Origin of the sequence: Duganella sp. BJB1802, from assembly GCF_013369445.1 — a bacterium.
GTDB classification, from domain to species: domain Bacteria; phylum Pseudomonadota; class Gammaproteobacteria; order Burkholderiales; family Burkholderiaceae_D; genus Rugamonas; species Rugamonas vulcania_A.
In genome coordinates this window covers 15,465-31,699 of sequence record NZ_JABWEF010000027.1, presented here as the reverse complement: position 1 = coordinate 31,699, position 16,235 = coordinate 15,465, and the positions used below count along the sequence as shown (strand labels likewise).

The window sequence follows — 16,235 nt, the reverse complement described above, 5'->3', positions numbered from 1 at the left end:
TAATGTGTTTTACGGCTGGAATTTTGGCCGCACGCGCTGGTGGGCTTCTGGCACCGCCTGCTTATTGCGAGTAAAATCGGGTTTCTAGCTATCGGTTAAAAGATGCGCCCTGCATCCAAGGAGTTTTCGTGAATAACATGTTTTCCAAATCAGCCATCTGGGTGGTAGTGGTCCTGCTGCTGCTGATGCTGTACAAGCAGTTTGACAGCCACGGCGTCACCGCCGGCGCCAAACCCATCGCTTATTCCGATTTGCTGGATGAGGTCAAGGCCAAGCGCATCAAGGATGTGGTGATCGAGGGCGCCAACATCACGGCCACCCGTAGCGACGACACCAAGGTGCGCGCCACCGCCACCGGCCTCGATCGCGGCCTGGTCGGCGACCTGCGCGACAACGGCGTGCACTTCGACGTGCGTCCGCCTGAAGAGCCATCGTTCCTGCAGCAAGTGTTCGTGTCCTGGTTCCCGATGCTGTTGCTGATCGGCGTGTGGATCTTCTTCATGCGCCAGATGCAGGGCGGCGGCAAGGGCGGGGCGTTCTCCTTCGGTAAGTCGAAGGCGCGCATGATGGACGAAACCAACAACACCGTCACCTTCGCCGACGTCGCCGGTTGCGACGAAGCGAAGGAAGAAGTCAACGAAATCGTCGACTTCCTCAAGGATCCAAGCAAGTTCCAGAAACTGGGCGGCCGCATTCCACGCGGCGTGCTGATGGTCGGTCCTCCGGGCACGGGTAAAACCCTGCTGGCGCGCGCCATCGCCGGCGAAGCCAAGGTGCCGTTCTTCTCGATCTCCGGTTCGGACTTCGTCGAGATGTTCGTCGGCGTCGGCGCCAGCCGCGTGCGCGACATGTTCGAGAACGCCAAGAAGCATTCGCCTTGCATCATCTTCATCGACGAGATCGACGCGGTCGGCCGCCATCGCGGCGCCGGCATGGGCGGCGGTAACGACGAGCGCGAACAGACGCTGAACCAGCTGCTGGTGGAAATGGACGGCTTCGAAGCATCGTCCGGCGTGATCGTGGTGGCCGCCACCAACCGCGCCGACGTGCTGGACAAGGCGCTGCTGCGTCCGGGCCGTTTCGACCGTCAAGTATCGGTCGGCCTGCCGGACATCCGCGGCCGCGAGCAGATCCTGAACGTCCACATGCGCAAAGTGCCGATCGGCACCGACGTCAAGGCCGACATCCTGGCCCGCGGCACGCCTGGCTTCTCGGGCGCCGACCTGGCCAACCTGGTCAACGAGGCCGCGCTGTTCGCCGCGCGCCGCAGCAAGCGCCTGGTCGACATGATCGACTTCGAGGATGCCAAGGACAAGATCTTCATGGGTCCGGAACGCAAGTCGATGATCATCCGCGAGGAAGAGCGCCGCAACACCGCGTATCACGAGTCCGGCCACGCCGTGGTCGCCAAGCTGCTGCCGAAGGCCGATCCGGTCCACAAAGTGACCATCATGCCGCGCGGCTGGGCCCTGGGCCTGACCTGGCAGCTGCCCGAGCACGATAACATTTCCGGCTACAAGGACAAGATGCTGGAAGAGATTTCCATCCTGTTCGGCGGTCGCATCGCCGAGGAAATCTTCGTCGGCCAGATGTCGACCGGCGCCTCGAACGATTTCTCGCGCGCCACCAAGCTGGCCCGCTCGATGGTGACCCGCTTCGGCATGTCCGACAGCATGGGCGTGATGGTCTACGAAGACAGCCAGAACGACGGCTTCTTCGGCGGCGCTTCGAAGACGATTTCGGAAGCGACCCAGCAAATGGTGGACGCCGAGATCCGCGCCATCCTGGATCAGCAATACAAGCTGGCGCGCAAGCTGCTGGAAGAGAACCGCGACAAGGTCGAAGTGATGACCAAGGCGCTGCTGGAATGGGAAACCATCGATGCCGACCAGATCAACGACATCATGTCCGGCCTGGAGCCGCGCGCGCCGAAAGCCGGGGTGACGATCCGCAAGCATCCGCCCAGCGACGGCGGTCCGGGCGTATCGCCCAGCGTGACCGCGCCAGCCTGATACGTGGCTGAACGCTGAGAGGGAGGGTGGGGAGCGATCCTCGCCCTTTTTTTATTTTTATTCCGGTTTCACATGCGATCCACTTTACAGTTCGGCCGTTTCAACTTTCCGTGGCGTGGCGAGCGCGCCCGCGCCCGCGTGATGGGCATCCTCAACGTCACCCCCGATTCGTTCTCCGACGGCGGCCAGCACCAGTCGCTGGAGTTCGCCATCTCGCATGCCGAGCAGATGATTTTGGACGGGGTCGACATCATCGACGTCGGCGGCGAGTCCAGCCGTCCGGGCGCGCCGCCGCTGCCGCTGGAGCAGGAGCTGCAGCGCGTGATGCCGGTGCTGTACGCGCTGCGCGACATCGGCCCGGCCATCTCGGTCGATACCTACAAGCCAGAGGTGATGCGCGAAGCCATCATCGCCGGCGTCGACATGATCAACGATATCAACGGCTTCCGCGCGCCCGGGGCCATCGCTGCGGTGCGCGATAGCGACTGCGGCTTGTGTATCATGCACATGCAAAGCGACCCTCGGCACATGCAGCTGGCGCCCAGCTACACCGACGTGGTGGCCGAAGTCACCGCCTTCCTGCGCGAGCGCATCGAAGCGCTGACGGAGGCGGGTATTGATCCGCGTCGACTATGCATCGATCCGGGTTTTGGCTTTGGCAAGACTGTGGAGCATAATTACGCCTTGTTGAAAGCCACCGCGCAACTGATCGCGGAGCTGGACGTGCCGCTGCTGGCCGGCCTGTCGCGCAAATCGATGGTGGGGGCGGTGACCGGCAAGCCGGTCGAGCAACGCATGGCCGGCAGCGTCGGCGGCGCGCTGGCGGCGGTGGCGCAGGGCGCGCTGATCGTGCGCGTGCACGATGTGGCGGAAACGGTCGATGCGCTAAAAGTATGGCAGGCAGGAACTAACCTACAACGATAAAGAGAACACACAATGTCACGTAAATATTTTGGAACTGATGGCATCCGCGGCCTGGTGGGCGTGTCGCCGATCACGCCGGACTTCGTCATGCGCCTCGGCTACGCGGCCGGCAAGGTGCTGGCTGGTGGCCGCAGCGGCTCGGTGCGCCCGACCGTTTTGATCGGCAAGGACACCCGCATCTCCGGCTACATGCTGGAAGCGGCGCTGGAGGCCGGCTTCTCGGCCGCCGGCGTCGACGTCATGCTGGCCGGCCCGATGCCGACCCCGGCCATCGCCTACCTGACGCGCGCGTTGCGCCTGTCGGCCGGCGTGGTGATTTCGGCGTCGCACAACCCGTTCCAGGACAACGGCATCAAATTCTTCTCCGACCAGGGCACCAAACTGCCGGATGTGGTTGAGCTGGAAATCGAGGCCGCGCTGGACATGCCGATGGATTGCGTATCGTCGGAAAAGCTGGGCCGCGCCAAGCGCCTGGACGACGCCCACGGCCGCTACATCGAATTCTGCAAGAGCACCTTCCCGAACGAGCTGGACCTGCGTGGCCTGAAGCTGGTGGTCGATTGCGCGCACGGGGCCGCCTACAACATCGCCCCGCACGTGTTCCACGAACTGGGCGCCGAAGTGGTCGCCATCGGCAACAAGCCGGACGGCTTCAACATCAACCTGGGCCACGGCGCCACCGCGCCGGAAGCCATGGCCGCCGCCGTGCGCGCCCACGGCGCCGACCTCGGCATCGCGCTGGACGGCGACGCCGACCGCCTGATCATGTGCGACGCCAACGGCCGCCTGTACAACGGCGACGAGCTGCTGTACCTGATGGTCATGGACCGCCTGGCGACCGGTCCGGTGGCCGGCGCGGTCGGCACTTTGATGACCAATATGGCGGTCGAGGTGGCGCTGAAGGAGAAGGGCATCGGCTTCGCCCGCGCCAAGGTGGGCGACCGCTACGTGCTGGAAGTGATGAAGGACAAGGGCTGGCTGCTGGGCGGCGAAGGCTCGGGCCACCTGCTGTGCCTGGACAAGCACACCACCGGCGACGGCATCATTTCGGCGCTGCAGGTGCTGTCGGCGCTCAAGCGCGCCGGCAAATCGCTGGAGCAGTGCGCCGGCGAGCTGGTGATCTTCCCGCAAACGCTGGTCAACGTGCGCGTCTCGCCGGGCTTCGACTGGACCAAGAACGCGGCCATGGTCGCGGAGAAGGAGCTGGTCGAGCACGAGCTGGGCGACAGCGGCCGCGTGCTGATCCGCGCCTCCGGCACGGAACCTTTGATCCGCGTGATGGTCGAAGCACGTAACGCCAGCGATGCGGAGTCGATGGCGCGCCGTATCGCCGACAAAGTGGAAGTCCAGCTCGCTGCGTAAGATTTCAGCAGTGTAATAATTAGCTGGCCTTGCATTGACGTAGAGGGAGGCAAGCGTTAGAATACTGTCTTCGGAGTGTGGCGCAGCCCGGTAGCGCACCTGGTTTGGGACCAGGGGGTCCAAGGTTCGAATCCTTGTACTCCGACCAAAAACTTTAAAACGGGTTGTCGAAAGACGACCCGTTTTTCATTTGTGCGATGGATCAAAGTCGTCACAAAGCTGCCGCTAGTGGTTAGAATACTGACTACATGAAAACCGCCTGTCGTTCAACGGATAGGACCTCGCTCTTCTAAAGCGATCATGGGGGTTCGATTCCCTCCGGGCGGACCATTCTTTTCCCCTTCAATCACGCAGATAACGCCGAGCCGAATGGCTGTTTTTATTGCGTGGCATGCAATCTTTTTCCTTGGTAATATCTGCCGTCATTTTTAATGCAGGAAGGTTACGCCATGAAAAAGAATTTTCTGTTCCTGATCGTCTTATGCGCCTCGGCCTACGCTCAGGCATTTACCGGCACCATCAACTTCGCGAAAAACGAGGGGACTGTCAAGCGTACATTGATCCTAAGCAAATGGAGCGTCGACAAGCGCGGCGTGCCTTCGTTTGACTACCATTACAGCCAGTCCGGTCCGAAATGCGACTACGAGCGTGCAGGGCGCGCGACCGCCGGTTTTGAAGACGCCGGCGACCATGTCGAGTTGCAGGTCTACAGCGGGCAGGACAGCAACGGCAAGGAAGGCCCGGCATTCACAATTTTCTATGACAAAGACGACGACGTGGTGGTCACCATGCCGACGTCCGATAAGTCCAATCCTGTCTGGGTCTCGTTCGAAGACGCGCTGATGAAGAAGAAACTCCCGGCGCAGTGCCGCTCCACGGCCAAGGATTCCGCTGCCATTTTCAAGAAATAAGGGAGGTTGCCTGATCCGCACGTATTATTGGTACACTGCGGCATCCGAATATTTCGAGAGAAGAAAATGACATCAGGCACAATTCCCAACAATGCCACTACCGAGGAGACTTGTGCATGGTTAAGTGTGCGGACCGGCAGCTCTTGGGATCTTGCACGTTTAGTGGAAGCAGGTATAACACCTCATGTGTGGCTGGATTATTCGGAGGAGTATGCTGGTTTATTTGCCGAGGGAATTACCCGGTATCCGGCACCGATATTCTATATTGAGGATACCAAACGCCTGAGCGCCGGCAGCGGCGATGTGTTGATCCGCATGACACGCGATTCGGATCGAATATCTTTTAAACTCAAACCACCAGGCATCACCATGCCTTTGGATGCATTGCGTTTCTTTCATCGGGATATAGCCGATTTTCTGGAAAGTATATTGCATCCGAAAGAGGATCCGGCCGCTCCGCCGCCTAAAGAGATTCTGAAAGGAATAACAAAGGACGAGGTGCTCCGTATATTCGGCGGCATGGCGAAACTGGATCTGGAAAAATCGCTGGCCGGCGGTATCGGCATATTCGGCGACGATGGCGCCAGGGTCAGAAAGAATTCCCGAGCCGGAAAAAATACCCATCTGTGGAATCCGGTCACATTGGCGCTGGGATTGAACGACGTGTATCGTGTGCCTATGTCCCATCTGAAGAAAGCATTCGCCACCCAGGCGGACTTGCGACCGTGGAAGGCCGCGTGGTTGGAGTCCCTCGCTCTGCTGGGCGAGTAGGATTATGCTAATAATTAGCTTGTTCGCGCCGCTTTCTGGCGCGCATCCATAGGAGTCTCGAATGATCATCGATAGTCTGAGCTTCACACCCTGGTCCGCGCTGCTGGGCGGCGTCCTGATCGGCGCTGCGGCGGCGCTGCTGATTTTGTTGAACGGACGCATAGCCGGCATTAGTGGAATTGTCGGCGGCCTGCTACGCCCGGTGCGCGGCGATATACTATGGCGCATTACTTTTGTTCTCGGCTTGATATTGGCGCCTCTGGTGTATGGCGTATTTCACGCATGGCCGGCAACCCAAATCGATGCGGATTATGGCGTAATAATCGGGGCGGGTTTATTGGTTGGTATCGGCACACGTTACGGATCCGGATGCACCAGCGGACACGGCGTTTGCGGAATATCCCGGCTATCCCCGCGTTCGATAGCGGCGACCGTAATATTTATGGCGGCGGGTTTTGTCAGCGTCTACTTGATCAGGCATGTATTATGATTATCTCTTTTCTTTGTGGCCTGTTGTTCGGCCTGGGTCTCATTGTTTCCGGAATGGCCAACCCGGCCAAAGTGCTGGGTTTTCTGGATTTGGCTGGGAAATGGGATCCTTCCCTGATATTCGTTATGTGCGGCGCGATCGCGGTAGGATTCTTTGCTTTCTCCTATATCGGTCGCCGCATGACCACTTTGCTGGGCACTGAAATAAAGCTGCCGTCCGCCACCCACATCGACCGCCGTCTGGTAATCGGCTCGATATTATTTGGCGCGGGTTGGGGGATGGCCGGTTTCTGCCCCGGCCCGGCCCTTGTTGGGCTGGGCATGGGCTTGCCGAAGGCGATAGTCTTTGTTCTGGCGATGTTGGCTGGAATGGGAATATTCGAGCTGATCGAGCGGCGTCGCGGTGGATAAGTTATAGCTGCGACAAAATTGCGCAATGGATTATTTTTCTTTTGAAACAGCAGCTTAGCGTCGCCCGGTCCGGCTTGTTAACAAGCTTATCCACAGAATTTGTTAACAACCCGGACGTCCGCCCCGCTTAGAACCGGTAACGCGCCGTCAAGCGCACCGAGCGTGGGGCGCCGGGCAGGTTCAGGTTCTTGCTGCTGCCGTGGCCGGCCACGATGTAGGCCTTGTCCAGCAGATTCATCACGTTCAGCGTCAGGTCGATGCCACGGTCGCGATAATAGGCCATGGCGTCCGCCGTCACAAAGCCCGGCAGGACCACGGTATTGCCCGGATTGGCAAAGCGGTCGCCAACGTAATTCAGGCCGCCGCCGACGCCAAAGTGGCCGGCCAGCGCCTTGCTTACCCACAGATTGGCGCTATGCTTGGGCGTCAGCGTCGGCCGTTTGCCCTGCACCGGCTGGCCGTCGTCCTTGGCGATCGATGCCAGCATGGACGCGTCCAGGTAGGAATAGGCCGACCAAGCCTGCCATCCTGCGCCCAGATCGCCGCTGAAGGTCAGCTCCAGGCCGCTGGTGCGCTGGGTACCCAGCGGAATCAGCTTGTTGGTCACCGGGTCGGACGATTTCATATTGGTGCGCGTCAATTGGAACAGGGAGATGCCCGCCGAGGCGCGGCCCTCGAACAGGTCGTACTTGGCGCCGATTTCCTTGTTCTTGGTGATTTCCGGCGCGATGTCGGCATTGTTGACCGCCAGTGCGAAGCCTTCGCCCGAAGGCTGGAACGAGCGGCTGAACGAGGCGTAGTAGGACTGCGTGGTATCCGGCTGGTACACCAGGCCGGCGCGCGGGCTCCAGTTACGGTCGGTACGGGCCACGCTGGCCACGCCGACGCGGCGCTCCACCGTTTCCTGCTCAAACTTATCGTAGCGGACGCCGGCTAGGGCCTTCCATTGCGGCGACATCGTCACCAGATCCTGCACGTAGGCGCTGCCGACCTTGAAAATCCCCAGATTGTTCGCCGTAGGCGCGCCACCAGCGGTAAATGGCACAACCGGCGCGACTGGGTTGAACAATGACACGGTCGCCACGTTGGCTTGGGAGCGCACCAGCTGGTCCTTGTTCTGCTTGCCGAACTCGACGCCGTACAACACCTGATGCTGCATGCCGGCCAGATCGGCGCGTTGTGTGAGCTCGGTCTGGTTGGTGTAGCCGTCTTCATCGCGCGCCACGTTGCCGCGCGTTAGCGTAGCCGTTTTGGCGGTTTCATTGACCGACCCGACCAGCGTATTGTTGCGGTCCAGCGAGTAATCGTAGTGGCGGAAGGCGTTACGGATCGAAAACTGCTGGTTGATGCGGTGATCCAGCGTGAAGCCGAAGGCGTGCACCCGCGATTCGCTGTAGTCGAAGTCCTTGGCATTGGCGGCGCCGTAGTAGGTGCCCGGAGCCACGTCCACAGCCCGGCCCAGATAAGACGGGATGCCGAAGTCGGTCAGGCGCTTGTCGTGCAGATACTCGGCCTGCAACAGCAACAGCGTATCCGGGCTGAGCTTGAATTGCAGCGATGGCGCCAGCGCCTCGCGCTTCAGGAATTGCTGGTTGCGGTAGCTGTCGGAATCCTCGACCGCCCCGGTGACGCGGAAGGCGACGCCGCGCTCGCTCAGATTGCGCGCCAGATCGAATTCGCCGCGCTTCTGGCCCCAGCTGCCGGCCTGCACGCTCACTTCGCTGCGGTCCATGCCCGGCTTTTTGGTGATGCGATTGATCATGCCGCCGGACGAACCGCGACCATACAGCACGGAAGCGGGCCCCTTGACCACCTCGACCTGCTCGATATTCGACAAGTCGCGGAAATACAGCGCATCGTCGCGCATCCCGTCCACAAACTGGTCGCTGATGGCGCTAAATCCGCGTATCGTTACCTGGTCGCGCTGGCCGTCGCCGGTCGACAGGCCGATGCCCGGCACGGTCTTCAGCACATCCTGGAGCGAATTTGCGCCCTGGTCGCGCAGCAGTTCCAGCGGCACAACGTTGACGGTTTGCGGGATATCGCGCAGCGGCGCCTCGATCTTGGTGGCGGTGCTGGCGGCGGTGGGGCGGTAGCCGGTTTCGGCCGCGCCGGTGACGGTGACGGTGCTCATCGTCTGCTCCGGCGCCGCGCCGGTGTCAGCCAGCGCGGCGTTGGAAAGGGTGAGGCTGGCCAGCATCAACGCCAGCGGTTTTTTGTTCAGTGCCATGATGTCCTTGAAGTAGTGTGTGGCTGGCTACTTCGTCGGAAAGACACTTTCGCTGGCTAGATGAGAATCGTTATCAACTAAATTATGCCCCCAAAGCAAAGATTAATGCAAGCCGGGCAGCACCTGCACATCAATTCCGGAGTACATCGCCGGCGCGTGATACACCCGTTGCGTGGCCTTCTGGAAGTCCTCCGGCTTGGCTTTCGGAATGTCCACGAAGGTCTGCGGATTCAAATCCACCAGCGGGAACCACGAGCTCTGGATCTGCACCATGATGCGGTGGCCGCGCCGGAAAGTATGGTTGATGTCGCTCATGGCGTAGTTGACCGCCTCCACCTTGCCGGGCGTGAACGGTTCCGGCTGCTCGAAGCTGTTGCGGAACTTGCCGCGCAGCGGATCGCCGCGCACCAGCTGCTGGTAGCCGGCCATGGTCAGGGTCGGCTTCGGCACGTCGGGGCCGCGCTCCTCGTCATCGCCCGCGCCGGGATAGGCGGCCGGATAGACGTCAATCAGCTTGACCACCCAGTCGGCATCGGTGCCGGTGGTGGAGACGAACAGCCTGGGCTTGACCGGGCCGGCCAGCGTGACATCCTCTTCCAGTACCTCGCTGCGGTAGGTCAACACGTCCGGCCGCGACGAGGCGAAACGCTGGTCGCCGACCATGTATTCCTTCGGCGCGCCCTGCGCCGGGTAGGCCGTGAACGGTACCGGCTTGCGCGGATCGGCCACGTATTCGTCGTAGGCCTCGCCGGCCGCCGGCTGCTTCCAGCCCAGCGTGCCGTTCGGGCCGAGGAACAGCGTTCGTGGCTGCGCCTGCTTCGGCGGCCAGGCGGCATAGTTGCGCCACACATTGCTGCCGGTCTCGAACGCATAGACTTCCGACACATTTTTGTTCGGCACGCCTTTCAGGTGCTGTTCGAAGAAGGGATAGAGCATAGTTTTCCGGAACTGCTCACCGGTCTTGGCGTCGAACTTGATGTAACCGAGGCTTTTGCCGTCGGCGCGGCCCCAGGCGCCGTGCGACCACGGGCCCATCACCAGGCCGTTGTAGATGCCGGGGTTGTTGCGCTTGATCGTGCTGTAGGTGGTCAGCGGGCCCTGCAGGTCTTCGGCGTCGTACCAGCCGCCCACGGTCAGCACGGCGGCCTTGATGTTCTTCAGGTGCGGCGCGATGTTGCGGCTTTTCCAGAAGGTGTCGTAGGTCGAGTGTTCGATGGTCGGCAGCAGCAGCGCGCGCTGCTTGGGCGTCATCGTGCCGGTGATGTTGGACAGCGTCAGGTGCGAGAGGAAAAACTCATAGCCGTCGGCCGTGCCGTAGTCGAAATGGTCCCAGGTCTTCGGCAGCGGCGTCGGATTTTCCGCCTCCACGAAGGCCGAGTAGAAATCGAAGTTGGCCGCCAGCATGAAGGCGCCGCCGTGGTAGGAGTCGTCGTTCATGAACAGGTCGGTGACCGGCGCCTGCGGCGAGGCCGCCTTGATCGCCGGATGCGAATCGATGATGCTGGCCGAGGTGTAGAAACCGGGATACGAGGTGCCCAGGATGCCGACCTTGCCGTTGTTGTTGGCGACATTTTTCAGCAGCCATTCGACGGTGTCGTGCATGTCTTCGCTCTCGTTGCCCTGGCCTTTGGCGCGCGCGGGATTGACGTGCGGCGTCATTTCGATCCACTTGCCTTCGGACATGTAGCGGCCGCGCACGTCCTGCTTGACGAAGATATAGCCGCTGTCCTCGAACTCCTGGGAGGGGCCGATGTGCTCCGGGTAGAAGTCCACGCCGTAGTGCAGTTCGCCGCCGGACTGCACCCCCGCGCTGTACGGGGTGCGCTGGATCAGGAACGGATAGCTCTTGCCGGCGTCCTTGGGCACGTAGACGGCGGTGAACAGGCGTACGCCGTCGCGCATCGGGATGCGGAATTCGTACTTGGTGTAGTGTTCGCGCAGGCTGTATTTCGGCTCGGCGGCGCCGGGGGCGGCCGCGCTGGCGTGGAGGGAGAGGCCGCCCAGCATCAGGGCGAGGAGTAGGGCGCTAAGACGTGGTTTCATGAATTCCTTGTCAATAAGAAGTCAAACCCGCCTAGTGTAATGCCAGTGGATAACTTTGGCTGCGACAAATTTGCGCAGCAGGTATTTTTCTTTTAAAAACAGCGACTTGTACTCGGCGTCTGATCCTTGTTAACAGCCTTATCCACAGAATTTGTTAACAACCCGGCGCTCACAGCATGGGCAGTCTCAACGAGTCGACCACCAGGCGTATCAGGCGCAGCCGGCCTCGCGTGTAGGGCGGGAAGAACAGCTTGATCAGCATCAGCGGCGAAGCGCGCAAGACCGCGCGCTCGTGCGAGAACGCCTTGAAGCCATACTCGCCATGCGCGCTGCCCACGCCGGAATTGTTGATGCCGCCAAAAGGCAGATTGCCGTGCGCGAAATGCGCGACGCAGTGATTGACGCAGGCGCCGCCCGAGCTGGTTTGCTGGAGCACCTGGTCGATATTGGCCTGGCGCGTGCTCCACACATACAAGGCCAGCGGCTTGGGCGCGGCGTTGATGGCGGCGATCACCTGGTCCAGCTCGCGGTATTCGATGATGGGCAGCAGCGGCCCGAAGATCTCTTCCGACAGGATGGCTGCACCGGCAGGAATCTGTTCGATCAGCGTCGGCGCGATGTAGCACTGGGCCTCGTCGACCTCGCCGCCGGTATGCACCACGGCGCCGCGCTGCACCGCGTCCGACAGCAGGGAGGCCAGGCGGCGCGTGTGGCGCTGGTTGACCACGCGCGTCAGGTCGCTGTTCTGCCTTTGCGCCGCCGCGTCGGCGCCGTAGCGTTGTTGCAGCACCTGGCGGCAGGCGGCGAGAAAGCCGGCCTTGACGCTGGCGTGCACATACACATGGTCGGGCGCCACGCAAGTCTGGCCGTTGTTGAGGAATTTGCCCCACATCAGCGTTTCGGCGGCCAGTTGCAGGTTGGCGGTCTGGTCGACGATGGTGGGCGACTTGCCGCCCAGCTCCAGCGTCACGCTGGCCAGGTGCTGGGCGGCGGCGGCCATCACCAGCTTGCCGACCGCCGGCGAGCCGGTGAAGAAAATGTGATCGAAGGGTAGTTGCAGCAGGGCGTGCGAGGTCGGCTGGCCGCCTTCGAACAGCGCCACCTCGTCGGCCCTGAACACGTCTGCGATGATGCGCGCCATCAGGGCGGACACGGCCGGCGTCGTCTCCGATGGCTTGATGAGTGCCGTGTTGCCCGCGGCCAGCGCCGACACGAGCGGGCCGAAGCACAGGCTCAGCGGATAGTTCCAGGGCGCGATGATCAGCACCCGTCCGCGCGGCTGATAGCGCACCGTGGCGTAGGTGCCCAGCATGGTGGTGGTGGGCCAGCGCCGGCGCGGCTTCATCCAGCGCTTGAGCGCGCCCAGCACCTGGCGGATTTCCTCCATCACCGGCAGGAACTCGGTTGCCTCCACTTCGGCCGGGGATTTGCGGTAGTCGCTTTCGAAGGCTGCGTAAAACGCTTCGCGTTGCGCCATCAGCGCGTCGCGCAGGCGCTTGACGCGGGCGATGCGCTCGGCCGCGTTGGATGTCCGCCAGCGCAGCGCGGTCGCCAGCTGGGCGTCGAACGCCGCCTTGATTTGCCCCGCGTCTGCTTCGCCCATGGCCGCCGTCCCTCTTGCTGATGTGTTGGAGGGTCATTATTGCTGCAATTTTTGCAGCAAGCAAGCGCTTGATTAGTGTGACCTGTCGAACGTGGCGCGCCGCCCAAACGGCCTACAATGCAGTGTATGAAGAAGCTGCGCACATTGTTGTTGGGGGCGGCGTTGGGGCTGCCGCTGGCGTTTTCCGCTCCGGCCGCGCCGGACGTAAAGCAGGCGCATGTGGAAAAGATCGGGCAAGTTCCGCCATCGGACCGTCATCTCGACCGTTCCGGCAAGACCCGCAAGGGCAAGGCCTCGTACTATGGCCGCCGGTTCCGTGGCCGGAAGATGGCGAATGGCGAAACCATGAGGCCGGACAGCAACGCCGCCGCCAGCAAGACGCTGCCTGTGGGCACGGTCGCCAAGGTCACCAACCTTGACAACAACAAGAGCGACGTGGTGGTGGTCAAGGATCGCGGGCCGTACGCGAAGGGGCGCATCATCGACGTTACCCCCAAGACCGCCGATAAGCTGGACATGAAGGAAGAGGGCGTGGCGCCTGTGGCCGTCACGCCGCTCAAGCTGCCGCCCAGGAACGAGGCCGCATCGGCCCCGTCCGATAAGTCGCGTTGAATGGCGCGCCAGTCAGGTGTTCCCAATTGGCATGAACATCTTCGGCAGCATCGGATTGATTTCTTTTTTCAGCATCTCCGGCACAAAAGGATCTTTTTGGAAGGACAAGGACGCGTAGAATTTTTCGCTTCCATTGGTTGGCCGCAACACCAAGCGGCGTATGCCCAGGCTGTGACAATACTGTTCTATGCGCTGCACGAACCAGCGGCCCACTCCCTGTGACCGGTATTTACTGTTGACGATCAATTCGGAGACCATGCAAAACTCGGGTGGCGCCAATTCCAGGCGCGCGATGGCGATCTGTTTGCGGTTCGTTTCCACACTGACCCAAACAATCTTGCCGATCGGGTTGGAAGGCAATTTTGTGTCTGTTGGCCAATTTGCATCTTGGCGATAGGCGCGCAGTGCTTTGAGGGGAAGTGCCGTCTTCAGGGGGACGAATTGTAAAACCAAGGGCATAAGTGAATCTGGCTAAGGGAATCACTTAGCCTAAGGGGCGCACGATAGGAATACAAGCAATGATTTGTATAAATTGTTGCTCGGGAGTGAAGGAGCGCGGCAGCTCCCCGCGCCGCAGTCCGGGGCCTGTGCGAAAATGCCACACCGGCGCAAACGCGTCATCTGGAGCCAGCATGGAAGACCGCTATTTCTACCAGCCCGCGCTGGGCCACGGCCTGCCGCACGATCCCTTCAACGCCATCGTCGGTCCGCGCCCGATCGGCTGGATTGCCTCGCGCAGCGCGGAAGGCGCGCTGAACCTGGCGCCCTACAGCTTTTTCAATGCCTTCAACTACACGCCGCCGCTGATCGGTTTTTCCAGCCAGGGCCGCAAGGATACGCTGCGCAACATCGAGCAAACCGGTGAGTTCGTATGGAACCTGGCCACGCGCCCGCTGGCCGAGGCGATGAACGCCACCTGCGCGCCGGCGCCGGCGGACGTGGACGAGTTTGCGCTGGCCGGCCTGACGCCGGCGCCGTCGACCATCGTCGGCGTGCCGCGCGTGGCCGAGAGCCCGGTCGCGTTCGAATGCAAATGCAGTCAGATCATCCGTCTGCAGGACGCGTCCGGCGCGCCGACCGATGGTTGGCTCATCATGGGGGAAGTGGTGGGGGTGCACATCGCGCGCGACCTGCTGCGCGACGGCGTGTATGACACGGCAGGGTCGCGGACGATCTTGCGCGCCGGCGGCCCTGCCGATTACTTCGAGATCAACCGGGACAGCCTGTTCCGCATGCGGCGGCCAGACTATCCGTGATGGATCAGTAGGTGTAGAACATGCGCTGGATTTCCTTGCTGTCGCTGGTCTTGGTCAGCGCCAGCATCAGCAGGATGCGTGCCTTCTGCGCATTGAGCGTGTCGGCCACCACGAAGTCCAGCTCATCGTCGTTGGCTTCGCCGTTGCGGGCCACGATGCCCTGGCCGACGCGGGCGGCGCGCACGATCAGCACGCCTTGCTTGCGGGCCGCGGTCAGCGCAGGCACGACCTTGGTCGCCAGGCTGCCATCGCCGACGCCGGCGTGGATGATGCCCTTGGCGCCGGCGGCCACCAGCGCGTTCAGCGCGACCGGGCCGACGTTGGCGTAACCGTAGACGATGTCCACCTGCGGCAGCGCGTCGAGCTTGCTGATGTCGAACTCGGTGTCAACCGTGTGCTTGCGGGTCGACGCATGGTAGAAGTAAGGCTTGTTGCCCTGGATGTAGCCCAGCATGCCCAGTTCGGTGGTCTTGAAGCTGTCCGGGGTCGAGGTGTTGGTCTTGGTGACGTCGCGGGCGCCGTGGATCTGGTCGTTCATCGCGACCAGCACGCCCTTGCCGACGGCTTCCTGGCTGGCGGCCAGCAGCACGGCGTTGTACAGGTTGATCGGGCCGTCGGCCGACAGCGCGGTGCCCGGACGCATGGCGCCGACCAGCACGACCGGCTTCTTGCTCTTGACGACCAGGTCCAGGAAGTAGGCGGTTTCTTCCAGGGTATCGGTGCCGTGGGTGATGACGATGCCGTCCACGTCAGGCTGGGCCAGCAGCGTGTTGACGCGCTTGGCCAGGGTCAGCCAATGCTCGTTGCTCATGTTTTCGCTGGCGATCTGGAACACCTGCTCACCCTTGACCTGGGCCACCTTGGCCAGCTCCGGCACGGCCTGGATCAGGCGGTCGACCCCGACCGTGGCGGCGGTGTAGCCGACCGTGGTGGTGCTGGTGGCGCCGCTGCCGGCGATGGTGCCGCCGGTGGCCAGGATGGTCACGTGGGCGAGCGGCGCTGCGGCTTTTTCTGCTGCCCCGGCATAGGCGCTGAGCACCATTGCACAGGCGAATATTGCTTTAAGAAACCGTGCGGGGATTGGGTGCGTCATGCGATCTCCTGACCGAGCTAGTTATAAAGCTTGAGATAGTAACAAATAGCCCGCATGTCAACAATGCGTACCGTTGCCGCGTTATGGATGGCGTGAGATCATGTTTACATAGATAATTGCTGTAAGAAAATTATAAAAGAGAAAATATTATGACTTTTGCTAACACCACGCGCAGGGTCGCGGTGCTGGCGCTGATGGCCGTGTTGGCCGCCTGCGGCAAGAGCGCGGCGGAAAAGCGGCAGGAAGAAGCCGCGACGCTGACCAGTTTGGGCGAGAAATATGTGAAGGAAAAGGTCCGCGAACCGGCCTCGGCGATGTTCCGCAACCAGGTGGTCGGCAAGGGCGGCGCCACCTGCGGCGAGTTCAACGCCAAGGACGCGTTCGGCGCCTACATCGGCTACCAGCGCTACATCTCGGTGGCGCGCGACCTGACCTTGCTGGCGCAGGATGTCTCGCCCTCCGAGTTCGAACAAAACTGGAACCAGCTCTGCCGATAGTCCTCCTGCCGCCGGGCGCGT

General features: G+C 61.8%; 15 protein-coding genes and 2 tRNA genes. 12 read left to right on the top strand and 5 right to left on the bottom strand.

Annotation, left to right across the window (positions count from 1 at the left end):
• Positions 1-128 precede the first annotated feature (128 nt).
• The 9 genes from ftsH (at position 129) to HUX88_RS29455 (ending at position 6,880) form a co-directional block, all read left to right on the top strand.
• Entirely contained in the window at positions 129-2,012 is a 1,884-nt protein-coding gene (ftsH, locus tag HUX88_RS29495) for an ATP-dependent zinc metalloprotease FtsH (protein ID WP_176364061.1), read from the top strand.
• Positions 2,013-2,084: 72 nt separating this feature from the next.
• Positions 2,085-2,936, top strand: a complete 852-nt coding sequence (folP, locus tag HUX88_RS29490; protein WP_176364060.1) for a dihydropteroate synthase — start codon at positions 2,085-2,087, stop codon at positions 2,934-2,936.
• Positions 2,937-2,948: 12 nt separating this feature from the next.
• Entirely contained in the window at positions 2,949-4,298 is a 1,350-nt protein-coding gene (gene glmM / locus HUX88_RS29485) for a phosphoglucosamine mutase (protein ID WP_176364059.1), read from the top strand.
• Positions 4,299-4,369: 71 nt separating this feature from the next.
• Positions 4,370-4,446, top strand: a tRNA-Pro gene (locus HUX88_RS29480).
• A gap of 107 nt (positions 4,447-4,553) precedes the next feature.
• Positions 4,554-4,628, top strand: a tRNA-Arg gene (locus tag HUX88_RS29475).
• Between the two features lie 119 nt (positions 4,629-4,747).
• Complete coding sequence (locus HUX88_RS29470) at positions 4,748-5,209, top strand: hypothetical protein (protein WP_176364058.1); 462 nt, start codon at positions 4,748-4,750, stop codon at positions 5,207-5,209.
• 66 nt (positions 5,210-5,275) lie between these two features.
• Positions 5,276-5,980, top strand: coding sequence for a hypothetical protein (locus HUX88_RS29465; protein ID WP_117010537.1), 705 nt, complete (start codon positions 5,276-5,278; stop codon positions 5,978-5,980).
• A 61-nt stretch (positions 5,981-6,041) separates the two neighbouring features.
• Complete coding sequence (locus tag HUX88_RS29460) at positions 6,042-6,470, top strand: YeeE/YedE family protein (RefSeq protein WP_176364057.1); 429 nt, start codon at positions 6,042-6,044, stop codon at positions 6,468-6,470.
• Entirely contained in the window at positions 6,467-6,880 is a 414-nt protein-coding gene (locus HUX88_RS29455; protein WP_176364056.1) for a DUF6691 family protein, read from the top strand. Before HUX88_RS29460 ends, HUX88_RS29455 begins: the two co-directional genes overlap by 4 nt.
• Positions 6,881-7,007: 127 nt before the next feature.
• On the opposite strand, the gene HUX88_RS29450 is transcribed toward HUX88_RS29455, so the two are convergent.
• From HUX88_RS29450 to HUX88_RS29440, 3 genes are all read right to left on the bottom strand, one after another.
• Positions 7,008-9,110 carry a TonB-dependent siderophore receptor gene (locus tag HUX88_RS29450; protein WP_176364055.1) on the bottom strand — a complete coding sequence of 701 codons (2,103 nt, stop codon included), beginning with the start codon at positions 9,108-9,110 and terminating at the stop codon, positions 7,008-7,010.
• 102 nt (positions 9,111-9,212) lie between these two features.
• Positions 9,213-11,153, bottom strand: a complete 1,941-nt coding sequence (locus HUX88_RS29445) for a CocE/NonD family hydrolase (protein ID WP_176364054.1) — start codon at positions 11,151-11,153, stop codon at positions 9,213-9,215.
• Positions 11,154-11,322: 169 nt separating this feature from the next.
• Complete coding sequence (locus tag HUX88_RS29440; RefSeq protein WP_176364053.1) at positions 11,323-12,756, bottom strand: aldehyde dehydrogenase family protein; 1,434 nt, start codon at positions 12,754-12,756, stop codon at positions 11,323-11,325.
• Positions 12,757-12,882: 126 nt separating this feature from the next.
• On the opposite strand from HUX88_RS29440, the gene HUX88_RS29435 reads away from it, so the two are divergent.
• On the top strand, positions 12,883-13,368 hold the full coding sequence (locus HUX88_RS29435) for a septal ring lytic transglycosylase RlpA family protein (protein ID WP_117009912.1): 486 nt from the start codon (positions 12,883-12,885) through the stop codon (positions 13,366-13,368).
• 12 nt (positions 13,369-13,380) lie between these two features.
• Here HUX88_RS29435 and HUX88_RS29430 read toward each other — a convergent pair whose 3' ends face one another.
• Positions 13,381-13,827 (bottom strand): GNAT family N-acetyltransferase, encoded by a 447-nt coding sequence (locus tag HUX88_RS29430; RefSeq protein WP_117009913.1) that lies wholly within the window; start codon positions 13,825-13,827, stop codon positions 13,381-13,383.
• Positions 13,828-14,000: 173 nt separating this feature from the next.
• Here HUX88_RS29430 and HUX88_RS29425 point away from each other — a divergent pair, with 173 nt between their 5' ends.
• On the top strand, positions 14,001-14,624 hold the full coding sequence (locus HUX88_RS29425; RefSeq protein WP_176364052.1) for a flavin reductase family protein: 624 nt from the start codon (positions 14,001-14,003) through the stop codon (positions 14,622-14,624).
• A 4-nt stretch (positions 14,625-14,628) separates the two neighbouring features.
• Here HUX88_RS29425 and HUX88_RS29420 read toward each other — a convergent pair whose 3' ends face one another.
• Complete coding sequence (locus HUX88_RS29420; protein ID WP_176364051.1) at positions 14,629-15,717, bottom strand: type II asparaginase; 1,089 nt, start codon at positions 15,715-15,717, stop codon at positions 14,629-14,631.
• Between the two features lie 149 nt (positions 15,718-15,866).
• On the opposite strand from HUX88_RS29420, the gene HUX88_RS29415 reads away from it, so the two are divergent.
• The gene (locus HUX88_RS29415) at positions 15,867-16,214 is read left to right on the top strand and encodes a hypothetical protein (protein WP_117009916.1); all 348 of its coding nucleotides are present in this window, start codon (positions 15,867-15,869) and stop codon (positions 16,212-16,214) included.
• Positions 16,215-16,235 lie beyond the last annotated feature (21 nt).

What these genes read in the sequence shown, in the direction of transcription:
- folP (WP_176364060.1), top strand. Translation starts at nt 2,085, where the DNA reads ATGCGATCCACTTTACAGTTCGGCCGTTTCAACTTTCCGTGGCGTGGC.
- glmM (WP_176364059.1), top strand. Translation starts at nt 2,949, where the DNA reads ATGTCACGTAAATATTTTGGAACTGATGGCATCCGCGGCCTGGTGGGC.
- HUX88_RS29470 (WP_176364058.1), top strand. Translation starts at nt 4,748, where the DNA reads ATGAAAAAGAATTTTCTGTTCCTGATCGTCTTATGCGCCTCGGCCTAC.
- HUX88_RS29465 (WP_117010537.1), top strand. Translation starts at nt 5,276, where the DNA reads ATGACATCAGGCACAATTCCCAACAATGCCACTACCGAGGAGACTTGT.
- HUX88_RS29460 (WP_176364057.1), top strand. Translation starts at nt 6,042, where the DNA reads ATGATCATCGATAGTCTGAGCTTCACACCCTGGTCCGCGCTGCTGGGC.
- HUX88_RS29455 (WP_176364056.1), top strand. Translation starts at nt 6,467, where the DNA reads ATGATTATCTCTTTTCTTTGTGGCCTGTTGTTCGGCCTGGGTCTCATT.
- HUX88_RS29450 (WP_176364055.1), bottom strand. Translation starts at nt 9,110, where the DNA reads ATGGCACTGAACAAAAAACCGCTGGCGTTGATGCTGGCCAGCCTCACC.
- HUX88_RS29445 (WP_176364054.1), bottom strand. Translation starts at nt 11,153, where the DNA reads ATGAAACCACGTCTTAGCGCCCTACTCCTCGCCCTGATGCTGGGCGGC.
- HUX88_RS29440 (WP_176364053.1), bottom strand. Translation starts at nt 12,756, where the DNA reads ATGGGCGAAGCAGACGCGGGGCAAATCAAGGCGGCGTTCGACGCCCAG.
- HUX88_RS29435 (WP_117009912.1), top strand. Translation starts at nt 12,883, where the DNA reads ATGAAGAAGCTGCGCACATTGTTGTTGGGGGCGGCGTTGGGGCTGCCG.
- HUX88_RS29430 (WP_117009913.1), bottom strand. Translation starts at nt 13,827, where the DNA reads ATGCCCTTGGTTTTACAATTCGTCCCCCTGAAGACGGCACTTCCCCTC.
- HUX88_RS29425 (WP_176364052.1), top strand. Translation starts at nt 14,001, where the DNA reads ATGGAAGACCGCTATTTCTACCAGCCCGCGCTGGGCCACGGCCTGCCG.
- HUX88_RS29420 (WP_176364051.1), bottom strand. Translation starts at nt 15,717, where the DNA reads ATGACGCACCCAATCCCCGCACGGTTTCTTAAAGCAATATTCGCCTGT.
- HUX88_RS29415 (WP_117009916.1), top strand. Translation starts at nt 15,867, where the DNA reads ATGACTTTTGCTAACACCACGCGCAGGGTCGCGGTGCTGGCGCTGATG.